Origin of the sequence: Antrihabitans stalagmiti (assembly GCF_016482825.1) — a bacterium.
Classification (GTDB): Bacteria; Actinomycetota; Actinomycetes; order Mycobacteriales; family Mycobacteriaceae; genus Antrihabitans; species Antrihabitans stalagmiti.
Window position 1 is genome coordinate 24,754 of sequence record NZ_JAEMNV010000002.1, and the last position, 20,480, is coordinate 45,233.

At 65.3% G+C, this 20,480-nt stretch carries 18 protein-coding genes; 3 read left to right on the forward strand and 15 right to left on the reverse strand.

Annotated features, from left to right (window positions below; translation table 11 throughout):
* Positions 1-1,470: an Asp-tRNA(Asn)/Glu-tRNA(Gln) amidotransferase subunit GatA gene (gatA, locus tag JGU71_RS04655; RefSeq protein WP_199702899.1), complete on the reverse strand. Its 1,470-nt coding sequence runs from the start codon at positions 1,468-1,470 to the stop codon at positions 1-3.
* Positions 1,470-1,769 carry an Asp-tRNA(Asn)/Glu-tRNA(Gln) amidotransferase subunit GatC gene (gatC, locus tag JGU71_RS04660; protein ID WP_199702900.1) on the reverse strand — a complete coding sequence of 100 codons (300 nt, stop codon included), beginning with the start codon at positions 1,767-1,769 and terminating at the stop codon, positions 1,470-1,472. The genes gatA and gatC overlap by 1 nt, the downstream gene beginning before the upstream one ends.
* 292 nt (positions 1,770-2,061) lie before the next feature.
* Between gatC and JGU71_RS04665 the strand changes: the two genes are divergently transcribed.
* The gene (locus JGU71_RS04665) at positions 2,062-2,712 is read left to right on the forward strand and encodes an ACT domain-containing protein (RefSeq protein WP_199702901.1); all 651 of its coding nucleotides are present in this window, start codon (positions 2,062-2,064) and stop codon (positions 2,710-2,712) included.
* On the opposite strand, the gene JGU71_RS04670 is transcribed toward JGU71_RS04665, so the two are convergent.
* Entirely contained in the window at positions 2,690-3,232 is a 543-nt protein-coding gene (locus tag JGU71_RS04670; protein ID WP_199703560.1) for a GNAT family N-acetyltransferase, read from the reverse strand. The two genes, JGU71_RS04665 and JGU71_RS04670, sit on opposite strands and share 23 nt — an antisense overlap.
* Positions 3,233-3,338: 106 nt before the next feature.
* Between JGU71_RS04670 and JGU71_RS04675 the strand changes: the two genes are divergently transcribed.
* Complete coding sequence (locus JGU71_RS04675) at positions 3,339-5,936, forward strand: ATP-binding protein (RefSeq protein WP_199702902.1); 2,598 nt, start codon at positions 3,339-3,341, stop codon at positions 5,934-5,936.
* On the opposite strand, the gene JGU71_RS04680 is transcribed toward JGU71_RS04675, so the two are convergent.
* The gene (locus JGU71_RS04680; protein WP_199702903.1) at positions 5,926-6,945 is read right to left on the reverse strand and encodes a zinc-dependent alcohol dehydrogenase; all 1,020 of its coding nucleotides are present in this window, start codon (positions 6,943-6,945) and stop codon (positions 5,926-5,928) included. The two genes, JGU71_RS04675 and JGU71_RS04680, sit on opposite strands and share 11 nt — an antisense overlap.
* 79 nt (positions 6,946-7,024) lie before the next feature.
* Between JGU71_RS04680 and JGU71_RS04685 the strand changes: the two genes are divergently transcribed.
* Positions 7,025-7,597: a TetR/AcrR family transcriptional regulator gene (locus JGU71_RS04685; RefSeq protein WP_199702904.1), complete on the forward strand. Its 573-nt coding sequence runs from the start codon at positions 7,025-7,027 to the stop codon at positions 7,595-7,597.
* Positions 7,598-7,801: 204 nt separating this feature from the next.
* Here JGU71_RS04685 and JGU71_RS04690 read toward each other — a convergent pair whose 3' ends face one another.
* The 11 genes from JGU71_RS04690 to JGU71_RS04740 form a co-directional block, all read right to left on the reverse strand.
* Positions 7,802-8,842: an S-adenosylmethionine:tRNA ribosyltransferase-isomerase gene (locus JGU71_RS04690; protein WP_199702905.1), complete on the reverse strand. Its 1,041-nt coding sequence runs from the start codon at positions 8,840-8,842 to the stop codon at positions 7,802-7,804.
* On the reverse strand, positions 8,839-9,540 hold the full coding sequence (locus JGU71_RS04695) for an SDR family NAD(P)-dependent oxidoreductase (RefSeq protein ID WP_199702906.1): 702 nt from the start codon (positions 9,538-9,540) through the stop codon (positions 8,839-8,841). Before JGU71_RS04695 ends, JGU71_RS04690 begins: the two co-directional genes overlap by 4 nt.
* A gap of 65 nt (positions 9,541-9,605) precedes the next feature.
* The gene (ligA, locus tag JGU71_RS04700) at positions 9,606-11,738 is read right to left on the reverse strand and encodes an NAD-dependent DNA ligase LigA (RefSeq protein WP_199702907.1); all 2,133 of its coding nucleotides are present in this window, start codon (positions 11,736-11,738) and stop codon (positions 9,606-9,608) included.
* Positions 11,739-11,837: 99 nt separating this feature from the next.
* Positions 11,838-12,383, reverse strand: a complete 546-nt coding sequence (locus tag JGU71_RS04705) for an HD domain-containing protein (protein ID WP_199702908.1) — start codon at positions 12,381-12,383, stop codon at positions 11,838-11,840.
* A gap of 29 nt (positions 12,384-12,412) precedes the next feature.
* Entirely contained in the window at positions 12,413-13,444 is a 1,032-nt protein-coding gene (locus JGU71_RS04710) for a methionine synthase (protein ID WP_307829495.1), read from the reverse strand.
* On the reverse strand, positions 13,441-14,526 hold the full coding sequence (gene mnmA, locus JGU71_RS04715; RefSeq protein WP_199702909.1) for a tRNA 2-thiouridine(34) synthase MnmA: 1,086 nt from the start codon (positions 14,524-14,526) through the stop codon (positions 13,441-13,443). The genes JGU71_RS04710 and mnmA overlap by 4 nt, the downstream gene beginning before the upstream one ends.
* On the reverse strand, positions 14,526-15,761 hold the full coding sequence (locus JGU71_RS04720) for a cysteine desulfurase family protein (protein ID WP_199702910.1): 1,236 nt from the start codon (positions 15,759-15,761) through the stop codon (positions 14,526-14,528). Before JGU71_RS04720 ends, mnmA begins: the two co-directional genes overlap by 1 nt.
* A gap of 61 nt (positions 15,762-15,822) precedes the next feature.
* Positions 15,823-16,830: a lysophospholipid acyltransferase family protein gene (locus tag JGU71_RS04725; RefSeq protein ID WP_233528782.1), complete on the reverse strand. Its 1,008-nt coding sequence runs from the start codon at positions 16,828-16,830 to the stop codon at positions 15,823-15,825.
* Entirely contained in the window at positions 16,827-17,651 is an 825-nt protein-coding gene (locus JGU71_RS04730; RefSeq protein ID WP_199702911.1) for a GNAT family N-acetyltransferase, read from the reverse strand. Before JGU71_RS04730 ends, JGU71_RS04725 begins: the two co-directional genes overlap by 4 nt.
* A gap of 168 nt (positions 17,652-17,819) precedes the next feature.
* Positions 17,820-19,289: an alpha/beta hydrolase gene (locus tag JGU71_RS04735; RefSeq protein WP_199702912.1), complete on the reverse strand. Its 1,470-nt coding sequence runs from the start codon at positions 19,287-19,289 to the stop codon at positions 17,820-17,822.
* Positions 19,290-19,541: 252 nt separating this feature from the next.
* The gene (locus JGU71_RS04740) at positions 19,542-20,447 is read right to left on the reverse strand and encodes a dienelactone hydrolase family protein (protein ID WP_199702913.1); all 906 of its coding nucleotides are present in this window, start codon (positions 20,445-20,447) and stop codon (positions 19,542-19,544) included.
* Positions 20,448-20,480: the final 33 nt, after the last annotated feature.

The window sequence follows — 20,480 nt, forward strand, 5'->3', positions numbered from 1 at the left end:
CTACTGCACCGGCCCCCGCGCTGCTTCGTATGCCGCTCCGACTCGGTACAGCCGGTCGTCGGCGAGCGCTGGTGCCATGATCTGCAAGCCGACGGGCAGCCCGTCGTCTTTCGACAGTCCGGACGGCACCGACATCGCGCAGTGCCCCGCCAGGTTGGTCGGCAGGGTGCACAGATCCGACAGGTACATCGCCAGCGGATCGTCGACCTTCTCGCCGAGCTTCCACGGCGTGAACGGACTTGTCGGAGAGATCAACACATCGGCCTGCTCGTAGGCCTTGTCGAAGTCACGAGCGATGAGGGTCCGTACCTTCAGCGCCTGACCGTAGTAGGCGTCGTAGTAGCCCGACGACAACGCGTAGGTGCCGATCATGATGCGACGCTTGACTTCCGGACCGAAGCCCGCCGCGCGCGTCGCGGCCATGACCTGCTCGGCACTCATGTTTCCGTCGTCGACCCGCATGCCGTATCGCATGGCATCGAAACGCGCGAGGTTGGACGACACCTCGCTCGGCAGGATGAGGTAGTACGCAGCGAGTGCGTACTCGAAGTGCGGGCACGACACCTCGACGACCTCGGCACCGAGCTCCGTCAACACGGCGACGGCCGCATCGAAGGACGAGATGACGCCGGATTGGTAACTGTCGGAATGCAGTTCCTTGACGACACCGACCTTCACACCGGCGAGGTTGCCACGTGCGCCCTCACGCGCGGCGGCGACGACGGGCGGCACAGCGACGTCGAGGGACGTCGAGTCGCGGGGGTCGTATCCGGCGATCACCTCGTGCAACAGTGCCGTGTCCAGAACGGTTCGACCGCACGGCCCGCCCTGATCCAGCGACGATGCACAGGCGACAAGACCGAAGCGTGACACCGTTCCGTACGTCGGTTTGGTACCGACCGTGGCCGTGACCGCTGCGGGCTGGCGGATGGACCCGCCGGTATCGGTGCCGATGGCGAGTGGTGCTTGATGTGATGCCAGCGCCGCCGCCGAGCCGCCGCCGGACCCGCCAGGGATACGTGTTGTGTCCCAAGGATTCTTCGTCGGTCCGTAGGCCGAGTTCTCGGTCGAGCTGCCCATTGCGAACTCGTCCATGTTGGTCTTGCCGAGAATCGGGATGCCCGCCGCGCGCAGTTTGGCGCTCACCGTCGCGTCGTACGGCGACACCCAACCTTCGAGAATTTTCGAGCCACACGTCGTCGGCATGTCCGTGGTCGTGAACACGTCTTTGAGTGCGAGTGGAACACCGGCGAGCGCCGATGCCGGAGCGTCGCCCGCGGCGATGGACCGATCCACGTCCTCGGCGGCGGCAAGCGCCCGATCACCCGCGACGTGCAGGTACGCGTGGTACTCGCCGTCGACCTCGGCGATGCGGTCGAGATGTGCCTTCGTCACGTCGACGCTCGACAGTTCGCGACTGTGAATACGTGCGGCGAGTTCGGCTGCGTCCAGAGAAGTGAGGTCGCTCATTATTCGGCCTCCCCGAGGATCTGCGGAACCGCGAAGCGGCCTTCTTCGACGGCGGGAGCACCGGAGAGGGCTTGCTCGGGGGTCAAACCTGGGACGATCACGTCGGGGCGGGTCACGTTGGTGGCCGGATTGGGGTTCGCGGTGGGCGGAACGTCGTCGGCAGCAACCTCGGACACGGCTTTGACGTGGCTCAGAATCGAATCGAGCTGACCGGCGAACTGATCGAGCTCGGCGTCGCTGAGCGCGAGCCGGGAGAGCCGGGCGAGGTGGGCGACCTCGTCGCGGGAGATGGCAGGCACCGCGTAGGCCCCCTTTCAGGTATGGATGCGCACGTGAGGCTGGTCCCGGACAGCCTAGCGAGCGACGGCGCGGCCATATCTTTCGACCGTGTTTCCCCAGCGAGACGAGCGGTTGGTTCGCGCTCGTGCGGTGTGTCGCGTCCGTCACGAGCGTGCGTTCGAGTCGAAACTATGTGCGCAAAGGTGTAAGGATTGCTGGCGAGATCGGCAACATTCCTGCTGCCCTTCGTCTGGCTATCGGACGGCTACACCCGATGCCGGCGTCGACTTCGACACCGAAAGGCGCACCACGTTGTCCTTCTTGCTCCGAGTGCAGTTGCCGGATCGACCGGGCAGCCTCGGCTCCCTCGCTCTCGCTCTCGGCGCTGTCGGGGCCGACATACTGTCCCTCGATGTCGTGGAACGCGGCGAGGGGTACGCGATCGACGATCTCGTTGTCGACGTCGACCCCGGATCGCTGCCCGACACGCTGCTGACCGCCGCCGAGGCGCTCGACGGTGTCCGCGTCGATTCGATTCGGCCGTACGCGGGGATGCTCGACACCCATCGCGAACTCGAACTCATCGATCAGGTTGCGACCGCTCGCGACGATCGGCTGCAGGTGCTCGTCGACGGTGCGCCACGGGTACTGCGCGTGGGCTGGAGCACCGTCGTTGCACTCGGCGCTCAAGGCGCCTACCGCGTCGTCGGTAGCTCCGGCGCACCCGAGACCCATGCCCGCGACGTCCCGTGGATGCCGTTGGACCACCCGACGACGCTCGACGACGAAGGCGATTGGGTCCCGCAGATCTGGCGCGACATGGACACCAAGCTCGCGGCCGCCCCGCTGGGCGCCACCGGCAAGGTATTGATGCTCGGACGACCCGGCGGACCTCGTTTCCGGCCGTCGGAGGTTGCCAGATTGGGCTACCTCGCCGGAATCATCGCAACCGTTCTCGGCTGACCACGCACTCCAGCACCGTCAGCGCGACCCCGGGCATGGGCGACCAGTCGCGTTCCGGGACATGGACGAAGCCGAGTTCGAGGTAGATCCTGCGAGCGTCGACCATCGCGTCGTCGGTGGATATGACGACCGCTCGGTACCCCTCCTCCGCGGCAAGATCCAGCACGTGACGCACGAGTCGGGTACCGATTCCGAGACCGCGTGCCGACCGCCGGACGGCCAGCATTCGGAACTCGATTTCGTCGGCCTGCGCAATCGGCGCAAAAGGCGATGGTGGGCGCGCGACGGTGAGTGAGCCGACCACACATCCCCCGACAACGGCGACAAGCACGTCGGTCGCCGCGGCTCGTTGCGCGGTTCGAGCAAGCGTTTCGGCGTATTCGCTTGTCGCGGGGACGTATCCCTCGCCGACGTAGACAGTGACGGTGAGGTCTGCCACTGCGTCGTAATCATCGGGAGTTGCCGCGCGCACGACGATCCGGTCGTGTGGGTCGAGCTGTAGGTCCGCCACATCTCCCATCATGTAGCCGATCTCTCGATAAGTGCTCATGGCATTCTGAACGGATGACACATTCCGGGCGTTCAATCGCGCGGTCGAGTCCGAATCGTTGTCTCGGGGTGACGGCATGACCACCACGGTGCCGCTCGAGCGCGAGGCGCCGCTCGCGAGCCTGGTAGCAGCTGTCGACGACGCTGTGGCGGGCCGCGGCGGAATTGTGCTCATCAGCGGCGAGGCAGGCATCGGCAAGACGACGCTGGTCCGAGCGTTCACCGGTGAGTTGTCCAGCGGGCCAAGAGTACTGATCGGGTCGTGCGACGACCTGCTCGCGCCGCGGACCCTCGGCGCGCTCCGCGATGCGGTGTCCGGAACCGACGGTCGACTCGAACACGCATTGACGGAGGGTTCCACCGAGTCGGCCATGACGGCCGCCGTTGCGGAGTTCGCAGGCCCGTCACCGACCGTTCTCGTCGTCGAAGATCTGCATTGGGCCGACGACGCGACGCTCGATCTACTCGGTCACCTGTCACGGCGCATCGAAGGATCGTTCGGCCTGCTCGTACTGACGTTTCGTGACGACGAACTTCCGATCGCCCATCCCCTGCGCCGCTTGCTCGGCATCGTCGCCTCGTCGTCCCCGACGCGAATCCGGTTGGAGCCGTTGTCCGAAGCTGCAGTTGCCGAGTTGGTCGGTGCCGACGGACGAGACGTCGCTGCCCTGCACTCGACCACCGGCGGCAACCCCTTCTACGTCGTCGAAGCACTTGCGGCGGCACCGGAAGACGTCTCGCCCACCGTCGCCGCGACAGTCCTCGCGCGGGTGCACCGGCTGCAACCGTCCTGCCGCGCAGCACTCGAAAAAATCTGCGTCGCAACCGGACCCATCGAATACTCGTTGGCGGAAACACTGTTGGGCGGTCCACTCGATGTGCTCGGCGAAGCAGAGGAACGACGGATACTTCGGACGACGTCGACCGGAATTGCATTTCGGCACGAATTGACCCGTCGCGCAATCGAAGACGGCGTATCGGCCATCGCCCGACGCGCTGCACATCGCGCGATGACCGAGGCTTTGCTCGCAGACCCGCCGATCGACATCGCTCGCGTCGTCCACCATGCAACGAGCGCGGGCGACAACGACACCGTCGTTCGCTTCGCACCGACGGCGGGTCGCGATGCAGCGGCTGCGGGTGCGCACCGGCAGGCCCTCGTGCACTACGAGGCCGCACTCGCGACAGGCCTACTCGATCCCGCCGAACACGCTGTGGTGCAGGGGGAATACGCCTGGGAGCTGTACAACGCACACCGCATCGCCGACGCTGTGGCCGCGTCGCGGCAGGCGGTTGCGCTGCATCGCGACAACGGCGCGGAGGAAGCCGCGGGCGAGACGCTGGTCGGCCTGTCGCATCAACTGTTGCTTGCCGGCGATCCCGAGGGAGCAAATGCGGCGATCGAGGAGGCTGTCGCCGTTCTCGAGCGATCGGGCACGCCGTCGTCGCGGGCCTACGCGGCCACCTATCGCGGCACGCTGCTGCTCACGGCGGAAGCCCTCGGACCTGCTGCACCCGTCCTCGAAGAAGCGCTGACGTTGGCGCAGGAGGCGCAGCGAGGAGACCTCGTTGCGTTGTGCACCATCTATCTCGCACTCTGCAATCCGGTGCTCGACCCCTCTGATCGAATTGCCATGCTGCGCATCGGAATTGCGGATGCAATCCGCCACGGCGCCCACGAAGGCGCCGGCCGCGGCTACACCATCCTCGCCGAGTTGTTGCTGCGCTTCGGCCAACTCGACGATCTGGAGGAATGCCTCGCCGAAGGGGCGGCGTTCACCTTCGACCACGACCTGGGTGTGTACTCGGTTCGGCTGGATATTCTGCGGTGCCAACACCTGATGCGCCGCGGCGAGTGGGAGGCAGCCGAGCGAGGGTTGCAGGAGGCGCTGGAATCTGCCGACGTCGGCATGTTCGATCTGCTCGCCCGCGCGAACCTTGCACGAATCAGAACACGACGCGGCGCAGCGGGTGCGGCCGAGATGGTCACCGACACCTTCACCCGCGCTATCGCGGGCAAGTGGCTACTCGGCTTGGCGTACTCGGGTTTGGCTTTCGTCGAATCGACTTGGCTCACAGGACATTCGGAACAGTCCGCAGCGTTGGCATCGACCTGGTCCGCAAACTCTGCCCATCCCGTCGTCGCAGGTCTCTACGGCGAGCTTCTGCGGTATTCCCAACGCGCCGGGCATCCAGCCGAGGTGTTCGACGGCTGTCCGGAACCGTGGGCCGCAGGCCTGCGCGGCGAGTGGCGCAACGCCGCGGAGCAGTGGGCCCGAATCGGCGATCCGTACGAGGAAGCCCTGGAACTCGCTGACTCCGGTGAGGTCGGCCCGACGATGGCCGCATGGCAGAAGCTCGTCCAACTCGGCGCCGATGCCGCAGCAGATATCGTACGAAAACGGTTGCGCAACATGGGTGTCCACCGCCTCCCTCACGGTCCACGCCCGACGACGACGACCAATCGCGCCGGCCTGACGCAGCGGCAGGTCGAGGTGCTCGACCAGCTGCGCGACGGGCTCACCAACACCGAAATAGCGTCGCGGCTGACGCTTTCCGTTCGGACGGTCGATCACCACGTCTCCGCCATTCTCGCGAAGTTGAATGTGTCCACCCGACGCGAAGCTGTCGCAATCGCGAAGCGCTGGGCGGTCGGCGAGTCGACTAGCGCGTGACCACAAGTTTCATCGGAGGCGCTTCGAGCGCCTCCGCCGCGCTGTCCCACGGCACGACCTGCGACGTCACGATCGACGGATCGAAACCGGCTTCGACCAGAGCGAGTACCTGTGGAATCGCCGGCCGAACATGAGCACGGCCGGTGTGGAACGTGCAGCAACGCGAATACATCGCAAGCAGCGGCATCGCCGGATCCGACAGGTACAGCGACGGACTCGTGCAGGTCCCGTCGCCTGCTGTGCTGTTCAACGCGCAACGTAATCCCGCCTCGGCGCCGCTGGCGTCGACGGTGATCGGGAACTCCCCTGCCTTGCGCGGATAGGGTCCCTGCATCGGCTCGGCACCGAAAGCGGCAGCAATCGCCAACCTTTCGTCGTTGTCGTCGAGATAGACGACACGCGCCGCCCCGAGCGCGACCGCGATACCGACCGCGTACAGACCGATCGACGCGGGTCCGGCGTCGCCGCCGACGACGAGCACCTCCGCACCCGGCTCGGCAGCCAGCTGTGGTCCTACGGTCCGCCACGCGTCCGGAATGTTGTCACTTGCACTCGCCACCATCGCCGGGTCGATTCCTTGTGGCAACGGCACGAGCATCGCGTCGGCGTGTGGAACAAGCGCGAGATCGGTGAGCAGGCCACCCCATTCGAGTCCGCCCATCGTGCCGAGGCCGTAGGACGACATACGTGGATTACTGCGGCAGTTGCCGGTTCGGCCGCGCAGGCACGGCCCGCAGCTTCCGCACGATATCTGGAACGGCACGATCACTCGATCGCCCGGCGATACCGCGGTGACCTCGTCGCCGACGGCGACGACCTCTGCCACGGCCTCGTGGCCGAACGGGTACGGCCCGGGGAGCGGGTAGGCACCTCTGAGCACAAAGACGTCGAGGTCGCAGGTAGCGACCGCAATCGGACGCACGAGCGCGGACTGCGGACCGCCGAGCTGCGGCTCGGCTACGTCTTCCCACGTCACACGTGCTGTTCCTTCGAGAAGCAGACGCTTCATCCCATTTCCTCCATGCCGACGGCGATATGACAACTGTCTTACTAAGACGATCGTCTTGTCAAGCCGCTACGATGGACCGATGCCACGAGTCACCGACACGCGTCAGCGCATGATTCGAACGGCGTCACGCCTGCTGCGACGACAGGGCTACGCGGCGACCGGATGGCGCCAGGTTGTCGCCGACAGCGAGACGCCGTGGGGTTCCCAAGCCCACCACTTTCCCGGCGGCAAGGAACAGCTCGCCGTCGAGGCGCTCACCGCATCGGGAGCGGCCTACGAACGCCTGCTGACACGCGCGTTCACCGCCCACCCCGCCGACACGATCACCGCGTGGGGCGCGCTCGCAGGCGCGGAGCTCGAGGCGAGCGGTTGGGCCGACGGCTGCCCGATCGCGACGGTCACGCTGGAAACCGCGCACACCTCGCCGGCGCTGGCTCAGGTGTGTGGCGCTGCCTTGACGAGCTGGCGGGAGATCATCGCAGAATCGCTCGTCCGTCACGGTCTCGCTCCTGCCGACGCCGTGCCACTGGCAACGTTGATCCTCGCCGCGATCGAAGGAGCTCTCCTACTCGCTCGCGCCACCCGCGACGTCACTCCCCTACACGACGTTGCCCAACAACTATCCGACGTTGTTCGAAATCGAATCGGATAAAGCGTTACGAAATCGTCTCGGCGAGCGATGCACTGCATACAAGACTTCGAGACAAGGGAAAGAACAATGATCGGCTACATGACAGTCGCACTGGGCGCAGTACCGATTCTGGTGCTTGCATTCGGCACGATGGCGCTCGACGTCTTCGACGCGACCCATGACTGGCATCCAGCCGCGCAGCGAGTCAAGAAGTAGGACGGCCACTCAGCTTCGCAGGAGTAACGCACTGTCGCCGAATTCGTGCCACAGGTAGTCCCCTGCCAGCGCCGAATCATAGGCTCGCCGTACCGATTCGACGCCGACCACGGCCTCGAGCAAATTCAGATGCGATGCACCCGGCGCATGCCATCCGGTGATGAGGCCGTCCACCAGACGGGTCGGCCGATCCTGTGCCAGAACAAGATCGGTCCATCCCGCGGCCGCATGCGCACGGCCATCGGAATCGACGACGCTTTCCAGTGCTCGCGTCACCGTCGTACCCACAGCAACGACCCGACCGCCGGACGCGCGAGTCTCGTTCACGATGCGCGCGGTCGCAGCGGAGACGGCAAACCGCTCCGGGCTCGGTGGCTCTCCCGCCTCGGGTGACGAGACGCCGGTGTGCAAGGTGATGGGCGCGAACGAAATACCCGTCGAGGCGAGCTCGGTCACCAGTCGGTCGGTGAACGGTCTTGCAGCGCTCGGCATCTCGGCACTGCCGGGAAAGAGTCCGAACGCGGTGCGGTAGTAGAACGCCGACCAGCGGTCACGTAGATACGTGTAGGTGACCGGCCTGCCCCAGCGAGCCAGATGGTCGACGACGGAATCGGTGCCGGTTATGTCGGCGACCCAGAGTCGGTCGGATCCGTCGAGCCACGGTCTGCGGAGCGTGCCGACCACGCCACCGGGACAGAGCAGGCGTGCGCCAGATCCGATGTCGTTGCCGCTCGCGGGAGTTCGATCCGGTGAACGGATTTCGACGACCCAACTGTGGTCGTCCAGCCAGGTCGAGAAGTGTAGGACCACGTCGCGGGTGCCGAGTCTTGCGTCGACCGCCGCAGATAGCGTCGCCGAATTGTTGACGACGACAAGGTCTCCGGGCACCAGGAATGTTCCCAGCTCGTGAAAGCGCGCGTGGGTCATGGTGTTTCGATCGGAAACAAGCAGCGCGACGTCGTCTCGCGCCAAGCCGCGCGATTCGGGTGGTCCGCTCGCCTCACGGTCCGGCGGTAGCGCAAACGTCGGTTCGTGCACGGTGGCTGTCATCGAGCCGCACCTGCCAGCCACTCGGCGGTTGTGTAGCGGCCGCTCGACGGTCGCTCGGCGATGATCCGAAGCAGCGCCGGGACGACCGTGGCCGGTTCCGGTCGATCCGAAATATCTTCGCCTGGAAACGCGGCTTGGTGCATCTGCGTTCGCATGTCGCCGGGATCGAACGCGTAGATCCTCAGGTCGGAATTCTCGGCTGCGAGGATCGCCGTCAGGTGATCGAGGGCGGCCTTCGACGATCCGTAACCGCCCCAACCCTCGTAGGCGCCGACCGCAGCGTCGGAGCTGATGTTGATCGCAACACCGTCCGAGGCACGCAGATACGGCAGCGCTGTCTGCAGAATAGCAAGTGGGGCAACCACATTGGTCGCGAAGACGCGGGCAAGTTCGTCGAGTGGATAGCGCTGCAGCCTCGGCATCGGCGAGGGCCCGAGTTCGCTCGCATTGTTGACCACCAGGTCGAGGCGGGCGCGTGTCCTCAGCACGTCGGCAATGCGCGTGCGATGTTCCGGATCGGACACATCGCCGAGGACCGGTTGGACGGCAGGACCTAGGTCCTGCCGCAGTCGGTCCAGCCGATCACTCCCCCGCGCAGTCGCGATGACATTCCAGCCGTCGCCGACGAGTGCTTCGGTGAGCGCCCTACCCAATCCTGCGGATGCGCCCGTAACGAGCGCAATCTTGGTTTCCGACATCGAATCTCCCTTGTTTCAGTAACAAGGTCCATCGTGAAACCTGAAGTGCTGTTGAGGTCAAGCAGTCATTCGGAATCGGGCGGCGCTACCGCGGCAGGTCCGCCTTCGAGCAACTTCCGGAAGCCGTCTTCGTCGAGCACCTGCACTCCAAGTGATTCGGCCTTGTCCGCTTTCGAGCCGGGCGAATCGCCGACGACAACGTATGACGTCTTCTTCGACACCGAACCAGCGGCCTTGCCACCGCGAACGAGGATCGCCTCTTTTGCTTCGTCGCGGGAGAACGTTTCCAACGAGCCGGTGACCACGATCGACATGCCCTCGAGATTCCGCTCGATCGAGGCGTCGCGTTCGTCTTCCATGCGGACGCCGGCGGCTTTCCATTTTTCGACGATGTTGCGGTGCCAGTCGACGGTGAACCATTCGGTGGCCGACACCGCGATGGTCGGACCGACACCTTCGGCTGCGGCGAGTTCTTCGGTGGACGCCGACATGATCCGCTCGAGACTGCCGAAATGCGCCGCCAGCGCCCGCGCGGCTGTCGGTCCGACATGGCGAATCGACAAGGCGACGAGAACCCGCCACAGCGGTCGATCCTTGGCAGCGTCCAGGTTGTCGAGCAGCCGTTTGCCGTTCGCCGACAGCTCGCCCGCTTTCGTGGTGAACAGCGTCGTCCGGAGGAGGTCGTCGGCGGTCAGCGTGAACAGATCACCTTCGTCGACGATCACGTCGCTCTTCAGCAGATCGACAGCGGCTTCGTAGCCGAGTGCTTCGATGTCGAAGGCGCCTCGGCCGCCGACGTGGAATACCCGCTCGCGTAGTTGCGCGGGGCAGGTCTGCGCGTTCGGGCAACGAATGTCGGCGTCGCCTTCCTTCTCGAACGCGAGGGTGGTTCCGCACTCGGGGCATTCGGTCGGCATGACGAATTCACGTTCGTCGCCGGTACGCATGTCGACGACAGGTCCGAGGACCTCCGGGATGACGTCGCCGGCCTTGCGAATGGTGATCGTGTCTCCGATGAGCACGCCTTTTCGCTTGACCTCCGACCCGTTGTGCAGTGTCGCTCGTGACACCGTCGATCCCGCGACCGTGACGGGTTCGACTGCTGCATAAGGCGTTACACGTCCGGTCCGGCCGACACCGACGAGGATGTCGAGCAGCTTCGTCGTTACTTCCTCGGGTGGATACTTGTAGGCGATCGCCCATCTCGGAGCCCGCGACGTGGTTCCGAGGCGGCGTTGCAGTGCGACCTCGTCGACTTTGACGACAAGCCCGTCGATCTCGTGTTCGACGTCGTGACGATGCTCGCCCCAGTACGCAACCTTGTCGACGACGGCGTCCGCGCCTTGCACCCGCGTCGTGTGAGTCGACACGGGCATGCCCCAGGCCGCGAGAGCGACATAGGCGTCGTACAGCGATATCGGGGCGAAACCTTCGGCTCGTCCGAGGCCGTGGCAGATCATGCCCAGCTTGCGCTTGGCTGTGACAGCGGGGTTCTTCTGACGCAACGACCCCGCAGCGGTATTTCGCGGATTCGCGTACGGCGGTTTACCTTCGGCGACGATCGACGCGTTGAGCTCGTCGAAATCCTCGACGCGGAAGTAGACCTCGCCGCGAACCTCGAGCAGACGTGGAACCGGATGATCGTCGGTGCCCGTGAGCTGATGCGGGATCTCCTTGATCGTCCGAGCATTCAAGGTCACGTCCTCGCCGGTCCGACCGTCGCCGCGGGTCGCCGCGCGGACGAGCTTGCCCTGCTCGTAGACCAGATTCAGAGCAATGCCGTCGATCTTGACCTCGCACAGGTAGTGCAGATCGGTTCCGGCATCAGCTTCGACCTTCCTGACCCAGGTCCGCATCGAGTCTTCGTCGAATACGTTGTCGAGACTCAACATTCGTTCGAGATGGTCTACCGCGGTGAATTCGGTCGCGAATCCGCCACCGACGAGTTGTGTCGGCGAATCGGGCGTCCGAAGGTCGGGACGGGCATCCTCGAGTGCGATCAGCTTGTTGAGCAGGATGTCGAACTCGCCATCGGTGACGATCGGCGAGTCGCGCACGTAGTACCGAAACTGATGCTCGCGAACCTCGTCGGCCAACGTCTGCCATTCCTCGCGCTCCTGCGCGGAGGCAGCCGCTGGCGCCGTTGAGTCACCAGCCGGCGGCGAATCGGGAGTGGCGTCGTCGACGTTCTCGGTCACTGACGCAGGTTATCGCAGGGCACAGGCGGCTACGCCGCTCGTGAGTCTTTTCGGAGGGCCTGACCACCAAAAAGACTCACGAGCGGCGGAGCCGCATTCTCACCATTTGAACATCGGCAGGGGCGACAAGGGTTTGGTCACCAGCCTTTTCCCGGACAGCTTGACCAAGCGCAGATGGAAGCCCGCGTCAGGGTATTGCGCAGCGATCCTTCGATACTCGCTGCGCGGCAATCCGAAACGACGGAGACCGAACGTGACGTCGATGGTGTCGGCCCGCCTGAAAATCTCGACCGGAGAACTCGCCTTCCCCGCTGCACGCACTTTGTGGTGCTCGTCGATCATCTCGCTCACCAGCGGCTCGATGCTCTTGTGTCCTGTCGCAGCGAGGTCCGCACGGGCCCGCTCGATCGACGGTGCGAGGTAGTCGAAGGTCCCGTCACTCCAGATTCCCAGATCGTGGAATACCGCTGCAACGACGAACTCCTCGCGGTCGCTCGGCCTGGTCTCGACGGACCCGCCACCATGCAGATGCAGTGCATCGCAGAATTCCAGCACGCGCAGAACGTGATTCGTGTACGCCTCTCGATCAGGCCCCAGAGCATCGCCCCAGGGCGCCAACCGCTGTTCGATATCGCCACGGTCCACGACTACTCCTCTGCTACAACGCCGCGCGCTTACAACGACTCCGGCTCCTCGGCGAATGCACGCGCAACTTCCGTGCTCAACCGCAACGCTTTTCGTGCCCACGCATCGGATGCACCGGCCAACCCGCACGACGGGGTGACGATGACCTTCGATCCCAACGTCGCTCGCGGGAAACCCAACCGGTCGACGAGTTGCAACGCGGGTTCGGCGAGGTCGCGCCACTTGCGAACCGCAGGCGTATCCGTCGACGGAACGAGACCGAGTGCGACGCCCTTGCCCGCCTCCAGCAACTCACCGATGCCGTCCAGATCGGCAGGTTCGAGCTGCGCCACATCGATTCCGACATAGGATGCGTGACTGCGTCGCAACAGTTCGAGCGGCGGCGAACTCGCGCAGTTGTGCACGAGCACAGGCGCGTTCGCCGCATCGATCACCGTGTCGAGGAAGTTCAGCGCATCGGGTGCTGGCATCGCTCCGATACTGTCCATGCTCGTCACACCGCGCAGCGAACCGTTGAGAACATCCGACAGCAGCGGCTCGTCGATCTGCACGAGCACCTTCGCGTCCAGCCGGCGCGCGACTTCGGCGACATGTTGGGACAGTCCCTCGGCGAGGGATTCCGAAAAGTCACGTAGCGCACCGGAATCGGTGATGACGCGATGCCCGTTGGCAAGCTCGACCTCGGCGGCGAGCGTCAGTGGTCCACACGTCTGCACCTTGACGGTCTTGCCGAGGCCATTGAAACCAGCTGTGCCCCATGCCTCTTCGAGCGCATCGAGATCGTCACGCAGAAACACCGACGACCGCCGCGCTGCGTTGCCTTGGCGCGCGGTCAGCCGGTAGCCGCGAGTAGTCGTGTCGAAATGCAGATCGATCAGCAGCGCACCGGCACGGCCGATCATGTCTGCACCTACACCTCGCGCAGGCAGTTCGACGATGTGCGGCAAGTCGCCGAGCTCGCCGACGACGATCGTCGCGGCCTCGCGTGGGTCCGTGCCCGGCCACGAGCCGATACCGGTGGCAATGCCGCCCAACGGCACGGATCCGGACGAATCCGTCACTGCTGGTTGCTGGTTCGCGAGATCGTGCCGCTGCCCAACACCTGATCACCAGCGGCGTCCGGCCGATACATCACAAGCGCCTGACCCCGTGCGACACCTGTCAACGGCTCGCGCAACCGCACCTCGATGCCATCTCCAACCGCTTCGGCGACAGCCTCCGCCAAACCACCGTGCGCACGAACCTGCACGACGCATTCGATCGGCCCCTCGGGAGCGACGCCGGACGTCCAGATTGCACGGACGGCCTCGATCGACCACACCTGTAGCCGCTCGGCGGACCCGACCTTCACTGTCCCCGTGTCGGGCTCGATGGACGTGACGTACCGCGGCTGACCGTCGGCAGCGGGTCCCTGCACGCCGAGTCCCTTGCGCTGACCGATCGTGAAGCCGTGCACACCTTCGTGATCCGCGAGCACCTCACCGGAGTCGGCATCGACGACCTTGCCGGGGCGGATCCCGATTCGCGCACCAAGGAACGCACGGGTGTTGCCGGACGGAATGAAGCAGATGTCGTGGCTGTCCGGCTTTTCGGCAACAGCGAGGCCACGTTCGGCGGCCTCCGCACGGATCTGCGGCTTCGGGGTGTCACCGACGGGGAACATCGCCCGTGAAAGCTGGTCCGCGGTAAGGACTGCGAGTACGTAGGACTGATCCTTGTCGACATCGACCGCGCGACGCAGGACACCGTCTTCCAGCCGGGCATAGTGACCGGTTGCGACGGCATCGAAGCCGAGCGCCTGTGCCCGGTCGGCAAGCGCGGAGAACTTGATCTTCTCGTTGCAGCGCAAGCATGGATTGGGAGTTTCACCCGCGGCGTAGGACTCGACGAAGTCGTCGATCACGTCGTCCTTGAAGCGCTCGGCGAAATCCCAGACATAGAAGGGAATTCCGAGCACATCGGCGGCACGACGCGCGTCACCGGCGTCCTCTTTCGAGCAGCATCCGCGGGATCCGGTTCGCAGGGTTCCCGGCGCCTCGGACAGCGCGAGATGTACTCCGACGACGTCGTGTCCGGCGGCGACCGCACGTGCGGCCGCGACTGCCGAATCGACGCCACCACTCATGGCGGCGAGCACTCGCATCAGCGAATCCCTCCCTTTGCACCCGCACCTGCAAGGCCGGCTGCTTTCGCGCGCTCCACGATCTGTGGCAGTGCGGCAATCAGCGCGGCGACGTCGGCGCGAGTCGAATTGTGGCCTAGCGAGAATCGCAACGAACCGCGCGCATCTGCCGCGTCGACACCCATTGCGATGAGTACATGGCTCGGTCGGGCGACGCCCGCCGTACACGCCGACCCGGTCGAGCATTCGATCCCGGCGGCGTCGAGCAGCATCAACAGCGAATCACCTTCACAACCTGGAAAGGTGAAGTGCGCGTTGCCAGGCAGACGGTCGGTGCCGATCGGACCGTTGAGCACGGAATCGGGCGCGATGCTCCGGATTCCGTCGACCAGATAGTCGCGCAGTGCGCGTAGTTCGGCCGCGCGGGAATCGATGTCGGTTACGGTCTCGCGCAGTGCAGCGGCCATACCCACAACTGCAGCCGTGTCGGGTGTACCTGCGCGCACATCGCGCTCGTGACCGCCGCCGTGCAGCAGCGGAACACACGGCACCTGACGCCCGAGTAGCAGCGCCCCCGCGCCCATCGGCCCGCCGAACTTGTGCGCGGCGATGCTCGCGGCCGACAGACCGCTCGCGGCGAAGTCGATCGGCAACTGTGCGGCGGCTTGTATCGTGTCGCTGTGCATCGGCACGTCGAACTCGCGCGCGATGGCTGCGAGCTCTGCGATCGGCATGATCGTGCCGACCTCGTTGTTTGCCCACATGATCGAAACCAAGGCGGCTTCGTCCGCGTGCAGGGCAAGGGCCGCACGTAGCGTGTCCGGTGCAACCGAACCGTTCTCGTCGACCGGCAGCCAGGTCACGACCGCACCCTCGTGCTGCTCCAGCCATTCGACTGCGTCGAGGACCGCGTGATGCTCGACCGCGCTGGCAAAGATTCTGACGCGACGCGGATCGGCGTCACGGCGAGCCCAGAAGATGCCCTTGATCGCGAGGTTGTCGCTCTCGGTACCACCCGAGGTGAAGATGACTTCCGACGGCCGCGCGCCGAGGCTGGCCGCAATCGATTCGCGTGCCTCTTCGACCCGGCGCCGCGCCGCGCGACCGGAACCGTGCAGCGACGACGCGTTGCCGAACGTGTGGAAGACAGCGGTCATCGCCTCGATCGCGACACGGAGCATCGGCGTCGTGGCCGCGTGGTCGAGGTAAACAGGGGTGGACGCGCCGCTGGCAACGCCATTGCTGACCGAACTCATAACCCAACAAGGATAGCTCGGACGGCCGGACGGTTTGACCTCGTCCGGCGCCCGGCCCCGTTCAGGCGATACGAGCGACCGGCTGCGCCGTTGCAGCGACCGTTTCGACCGCCGGAACAGGCGTCTTGTGAGTGTTGCGTGCCTCTTCCGATTCGAGCACTCCGTGAGCGGCGAAATCGAGTTCGACCTGCCCACGAACCGCACGTTCGCAGCGCGTCGCAAGGTCGCGGCGGCTGGTTCCTGGCTGCTCGACGGGTGCAAGGACGATCTCGGCGGTGATACCGCGCGAGCGGAGCATGCGTAGAAGTGACGCGACCATCGAGTCGTCGCCGATGAAGGACGGCGTCGTAGACAGCGACCCGTCCTCGTTGCGGTACTGCAGGCGGATCGGCTGCACAGCGGTGTTCGTGTCGATCGCGGCTTGGAACAGCGCAGGCCGCAACGTTCCGTAGGCGCGGCCACACCAGGTGGTGCCTTCCGGAAATGCGGTGATGCGTTCACCGGCGGTGATCCTGTCGGCGATCTGCCGGATGACATCTGGCAGGGTCCGCAGCTTGGCCCGGTCGATCGGGACGACGCGCATCTTCCGGGCGAGCAGGCCGAGAACGGGCCAGTCGACCAGATCTGCCCGTGCGACGAAGCTGACGGGCTGTACGGCGGCAATGGCAATGATGTCCGTCCACCCGACATGGCCGCTGACGATCAGCACACCGTCGTCGGGCCTCGCGTAGATGCGCCCCGGCGACGCGTCTCCACGCTCGTCGATTACCCGCAGCCGCATACCGCAGCAGCGCAGCAGCGCGTGTGCGTAGCGCCGTTGCATCGTCGACTTCAACGCTGTCGGCGTCACAACGCTGACGACGGGGAAACTCAGCAGCACCGTTGCGACGCCGGCAAGTCGCGTTGCGAACTCGACGTCACCGACGACGACCGAATCGGTATCGACACAGGCCGCATCACAGGGGCTGCCGGGCATCCACGCGTGTGCGGAATGCTGCGGCTGTGCTGATGGCATTTCCGCCAGCCCCGCACACTCCTCGACGAGGGCGATGTCTTCGACGACGGTCATCCAGCTCCACCTTCGAGATTGGCAGCGGCCTGCTGCAGTCGATCGAGGTAGCGACGGTTGACCTGATGAAGCCCGAGGAGCGCGACGAAGTCGGCAACTGCGAAGTCGGGGTCGTGGGCAGGTTCGCCGCAGACCGACGCGCCAAGCCGCAGGTAGCCCTTGAGCAGCGGCGGCAGCTTCGTCTTGGCAGGCGCTGCGATCTCGTCGAGGGTTCGGCCGTCGACGATCACCGGGTTGTACGGACGCACCACGTGCGGCGATGCGTGCTTGCTCAGCAGGATGTCGCGCACCCCGCGAACATTGGCTCCTACGGGTTCGTCTGCCGATTCCTGCATCGGAACCGAAACGCAGCCCATCACCCACTCGTATCCGGTGAGCTGGATGTAGTGCAGGATGCCCGCCCACATGAGGCTGAGCACCGATCCGTTGCGGTGCTCGGGACGCACGCAGGCGCGACCCATCTCGACGACCTGCGGCCGCAGCGGCGCGAGCGCGGACAGGTCGAACTCGGTGGCCGTGTAGTAACCGCCTGCTGCCTTGGCGGCGTCGGGCGGCAACATCCGGTAGCAACCGACGAATTCACCGGAGATCTCGTCGCGGACGAGCAGGTGATCGCAGTGCTCGTCGAAGCGATCGGCGTCGACGCCCAATGCATTGTCGGGGATGTTGAATCCGGGTTCGGTCGCGAAGACCTCGTAGCGCAATCGCTGCGCAGCCAAGCGATGCTCGCGATCCGACGTGACGACCAAGGAATACCTCGGGCGCAACGTCGTGTCGCCGATGGTTCGGCTGGGTGGCGATAGAACCGACAAAGTTGTCATGCCCGATGTCTAACGAGCTAGAAATGCGTCGCGGCATCTTTCGAGTGTCGTGTCGGTGCAGCTTGGGTTAACGCAGGTAGCAGTAGGTACGGGCGTTCACCGGGGGTTCATCGAGGTGGCTGACGGGCAACCGACGATCGACGAACGCCCCGGCGAACGAGCCGTACATCACCTACATACGAGGTTCTCTGCGGGTGCGGTCAGGTCGGTCAGATAGTCGATCACCGGTTCGTCGACACAATCGACGCCGTAGCGCAGCGCAACACCGTGCTGTTCGGCTTCGTAGGTGATCAACGAGGCATCCAGTTGCCTGGCGAGTTCGATGCCATCCTCGTGCGGCGTCGCCGGGTCTTTCGTCGTCGAGACGACAACGAGTTCGGGCAGACCCTGCACCGTGATCTCGTGTGGCGCACCAGTAGGCGGTACCGGCCAGATCGTGCAGGGATCGATCGGCGCATCGGGGGCCGCCGCGGGTGCGGGTGGCGAGTCGACGCATCGCACGGCGAGGATGATCTCCTGACGGTTGCCGTAGGTCCCGTCGGGACGACGCGCGTAGACGAAGTCCGCGGCCTCGAGCATGATGTCGCCGCGGCCGTTGCTGATCTGCTTCAGCGCCCGCGTGAGCACGTCCCATGTCTCCGAACTGTAGAGAAACAGCCCGTAGCCCTGCTGGGCGTCGGTGTAGCTGAGTCCGCGGCCGTCGGAGGTCCGGGCCGGAGTTGTGATCAGCGGCTCGAACAGGGCGTCCAGAGCTTGGCGGGCGACTGCGGGGTCGGTGCCGACCGGGCAGTCGGCGGCTTTCGCGCATTCGGCCGCATAGTCGTCGAATGCGGTCGAGAAGCCCTCGTCGATGCCGGCGAGCAGCGGTTCGCTCGGGTTGATCGCACCGTCGAGAACCATGGCTCGCACGCGGTCCGGGAACGCCTCCGCGTACTGCGAGCCGATGGCAGTGCCGTACGACTCGCCAAGGTAGGTGAGCTTGTCGTCGCCGAGCACAGCCCGGACGATGTCCAGATCTCGAACGACGTCCCGGGTGCCGACGTTGGCCAGCAGATCGAGGCCGGACAGTTCACCGCAGCGGGCCACGTCCTTGCGGATCTTGTCGTTCGTTCCCTCCAGCGTGAGGTCGGGATCGAATTCCAGACGAGCCGCGTCGAATTCGGCCGCAGTCGAGCACTGGACGACCGGTAGCGACGAACCTGTGCCCCGAGGATCGAAGCCGACACGGTCGAACTTTTCGGCGATCGACGTTCCTTCGCCGAGTGTCACCATGTCCAGACCTGACGCCCCGGGCCCGCCGGGGTTCATCACGAGCGAGCCGATCTTGTCTCCGCTTGCCAGCACCCTCGACAAGGCAACCTGGGCGGTTTTGCCGTCGGGTTTCGAATAGTCCAGTGGGACAGTCACTCTCGTGCATTGGACGTTGTCGATCGTCTCGTCGATGATTTTGCCGTCGTAGCCGAGGTTCGCACACGACGCCCAGTCGAGCTGCTGGCTGTAGAAGGGTTCCAGTCGGCCCATCTCGACCGATTGGGCCGAGACGGAACCCTTGTGAAAGCCGACGAGAAAGATCGTCGTGGTCGCAGCAACGCCGGCCGCGATCGAGACTCCGATGTATCGCTGTTGTGCTCTGCCCATGTTCCTGCCAGTCCTCTCGCACACGAATCTCAGTGCAACAAGAGTGCGGAATCAGACGTGGCGGGGAAATGGGGAGAACTCCCCGTGTTGTTGGACCTCGCCTTCGCTCGGTCGGGGTTGGCGGGCCTTCAGGCGCGGCCTTCCCTCGTCGGCTCGCGCTTCGCGCATCGCTCCTCAGTCCAGGCCTCGCCGGCCCGACAACCGTGACACGGGGTCGACGTAGGGCTGCGTCAAACGCGACCGAGGTACAAATTAGAGATATTTTCCGTACCAATCGAGCACCTTTGGCCAGATTTGCGCCGCTGCCTGCGGGTCGTATCGCTGCCCGGTGTCGTTGAAGAAGGCGTGATCGGCGCCGGCGACGGTTACGACTTCGTTGGTCAGACCCGCTTTGTCCAGTGCTGCCGTCGCGGCGTCGCGGCTCGCATTCACCCTGGCGTCCAGTTCGGCGTAGACCGCGAGCACGGCGGCGTTCGCGCCGGTCAGATCCGATCCGTCGGGTATCGGACCGTAGAAGGGTGCCGCGGCGGACAGGCGCTGCTCCCCCGAGCCGAGCAGCCGCCAGACCAGCGCACCGCCCATGCAGAAGCCGATCGCGCCGACCTTCTTGCCGGGGACCCGGCGCTGAAGTTCGTCGATCGCGGCCTTCATGTCGGCGACCAGCCGCTCCGGCGTTGCCTTCGTCAGTGCGGCGGTGGCTTCGGCGGGGTCGGCAAATGTTGCCGTTCCCCCTTCTTCGGACAGCAGGTCGATCGCGAGCGCCGAGTAGCCCACACCGGCGAATCTGCCTGCTACGGAACGAATGTGGTCGGTGAGGCCTTTGTTCTCGTGGACGACGAGCACAGCGCCGCGCGGGTCGGCTGCCGCTGCCCACGCTGCCTGCAACTCGGCCGTCGGGCCTGCGAAGGTGATGGCCTCGGTCGGTAGCGCAGTGTCGAGTCCCGGCGGGGCTGCGTCGGAAGAGCCGTCGGCGGAAGAGGTCGCTGATGCTTCGGTGTTCGAGTCGCTGTCGGACGAGCACGCGGCGAGCAGCGCGGTCGCTGCGGTGAGTCCGACGCCGAGCAAGCCGAGCCGCCGCAGCGCCTCCCGCCTCGACATCAATCCGTCAGCGTGATCGACGGCGATTTCTTCTGCGACGTACTGCTGCAACGGCGTCATGGCGACCCTTCGTCGAATTCGACTGCTGCAAAC

Bases quoted from the DNA above. Each gene is read 5' to 3' on its own strand.
- JGU71_RS04675 (WP_199702902.1), top strand. From the start codon at position 3,339: ATGACCACCACGGTGCCGCTCGAGCGCGAGGCGCCGCTCGCGAGCCTG.
- JGU71_RS04730 (WP_199702911.1), bottom strand. From the start codon at position 17,651: ATGACAACTTTGTCGGTTCTATCGCCACCCAGCCGAACCATCGGCGAC.
- JGU71_RS04725 (WP_233528782.1), bottom strand. From the start codon at position 16,830: ATGACCGTCGTCGAAGACATCGCCCTCGTCGAGGAGTGTGCGGGGCTG.
- JGU71_RS04695 (WP_199702906.1), bottom strand. From the start codon at position 9,540: ATGTCGGAAACCAAGATTGCGCTCGTTACGGGCGCATCCGCAGGATTG.
- JGU71_RS04720 (WP_199702910.1), bottom strand. From the start codon at position 15,761: ATGAGTTCGGTCAGCAATGGCGTTGCCAGCGGCGCGTCCACCCCTGTT.
- gatA (WP_199702899.1), bottom strand. From the start codon at position 1,470: ATGAGCGACCTCACTTCTCTGGACGCAGCCGAACTCGCCGCACGTATT.
- JGU71_RS04680 (WP_199702903.1), bottom strand. From the start codon at position 6,945: ATGAAGCGTCTGCTTCTCGAAGGAACAGCACGTGTGACGTGGGAAGAC.
- JGU71_RS04670 (WP_199703560.1), bottom strand. From the start codon at position 3,232: ATGGGAGATGTGGCGGACCTACAGCTCGACCCACACGACCGGATCGTC.
- mnmA (WP_199702909.1), bottom strand. From the start codon at position 14,526: ATGCGAGTGCTCGCCGCCATGAGTGGTGGCGTCGATTCGGCAGTCGCG.
- JGU71_RS04685 (WP_199702904.1), top strand. From the start codon at position 7,025: ATGCCACGAGTCACCGACACGCGTCAGCGCATGATTCGAACGGCGTCA.
- JGU71_RS04740 (WP_199702913.1), bottom strand. From the start codon at position 20,447: ATGACGCCGTTGCAGCAGTACGTCGCAGAAGAAATCGCCGTCGATCAC.
- JGU71_RS04690 (WP_199702905.1), bottom strand. From the start codon at position 8,842: ATGACAGCCACCGTGCACGAACCGACGTTTGCGCTACCGCCGGACCGT.
- JGU71_RS04735 (WP_199702912.1), bottom strand. From the start codon at position 19,289: ATGGGCAGAGCACAACAGCGATACATCGGAGTCTCGATCGCGGCCGGC.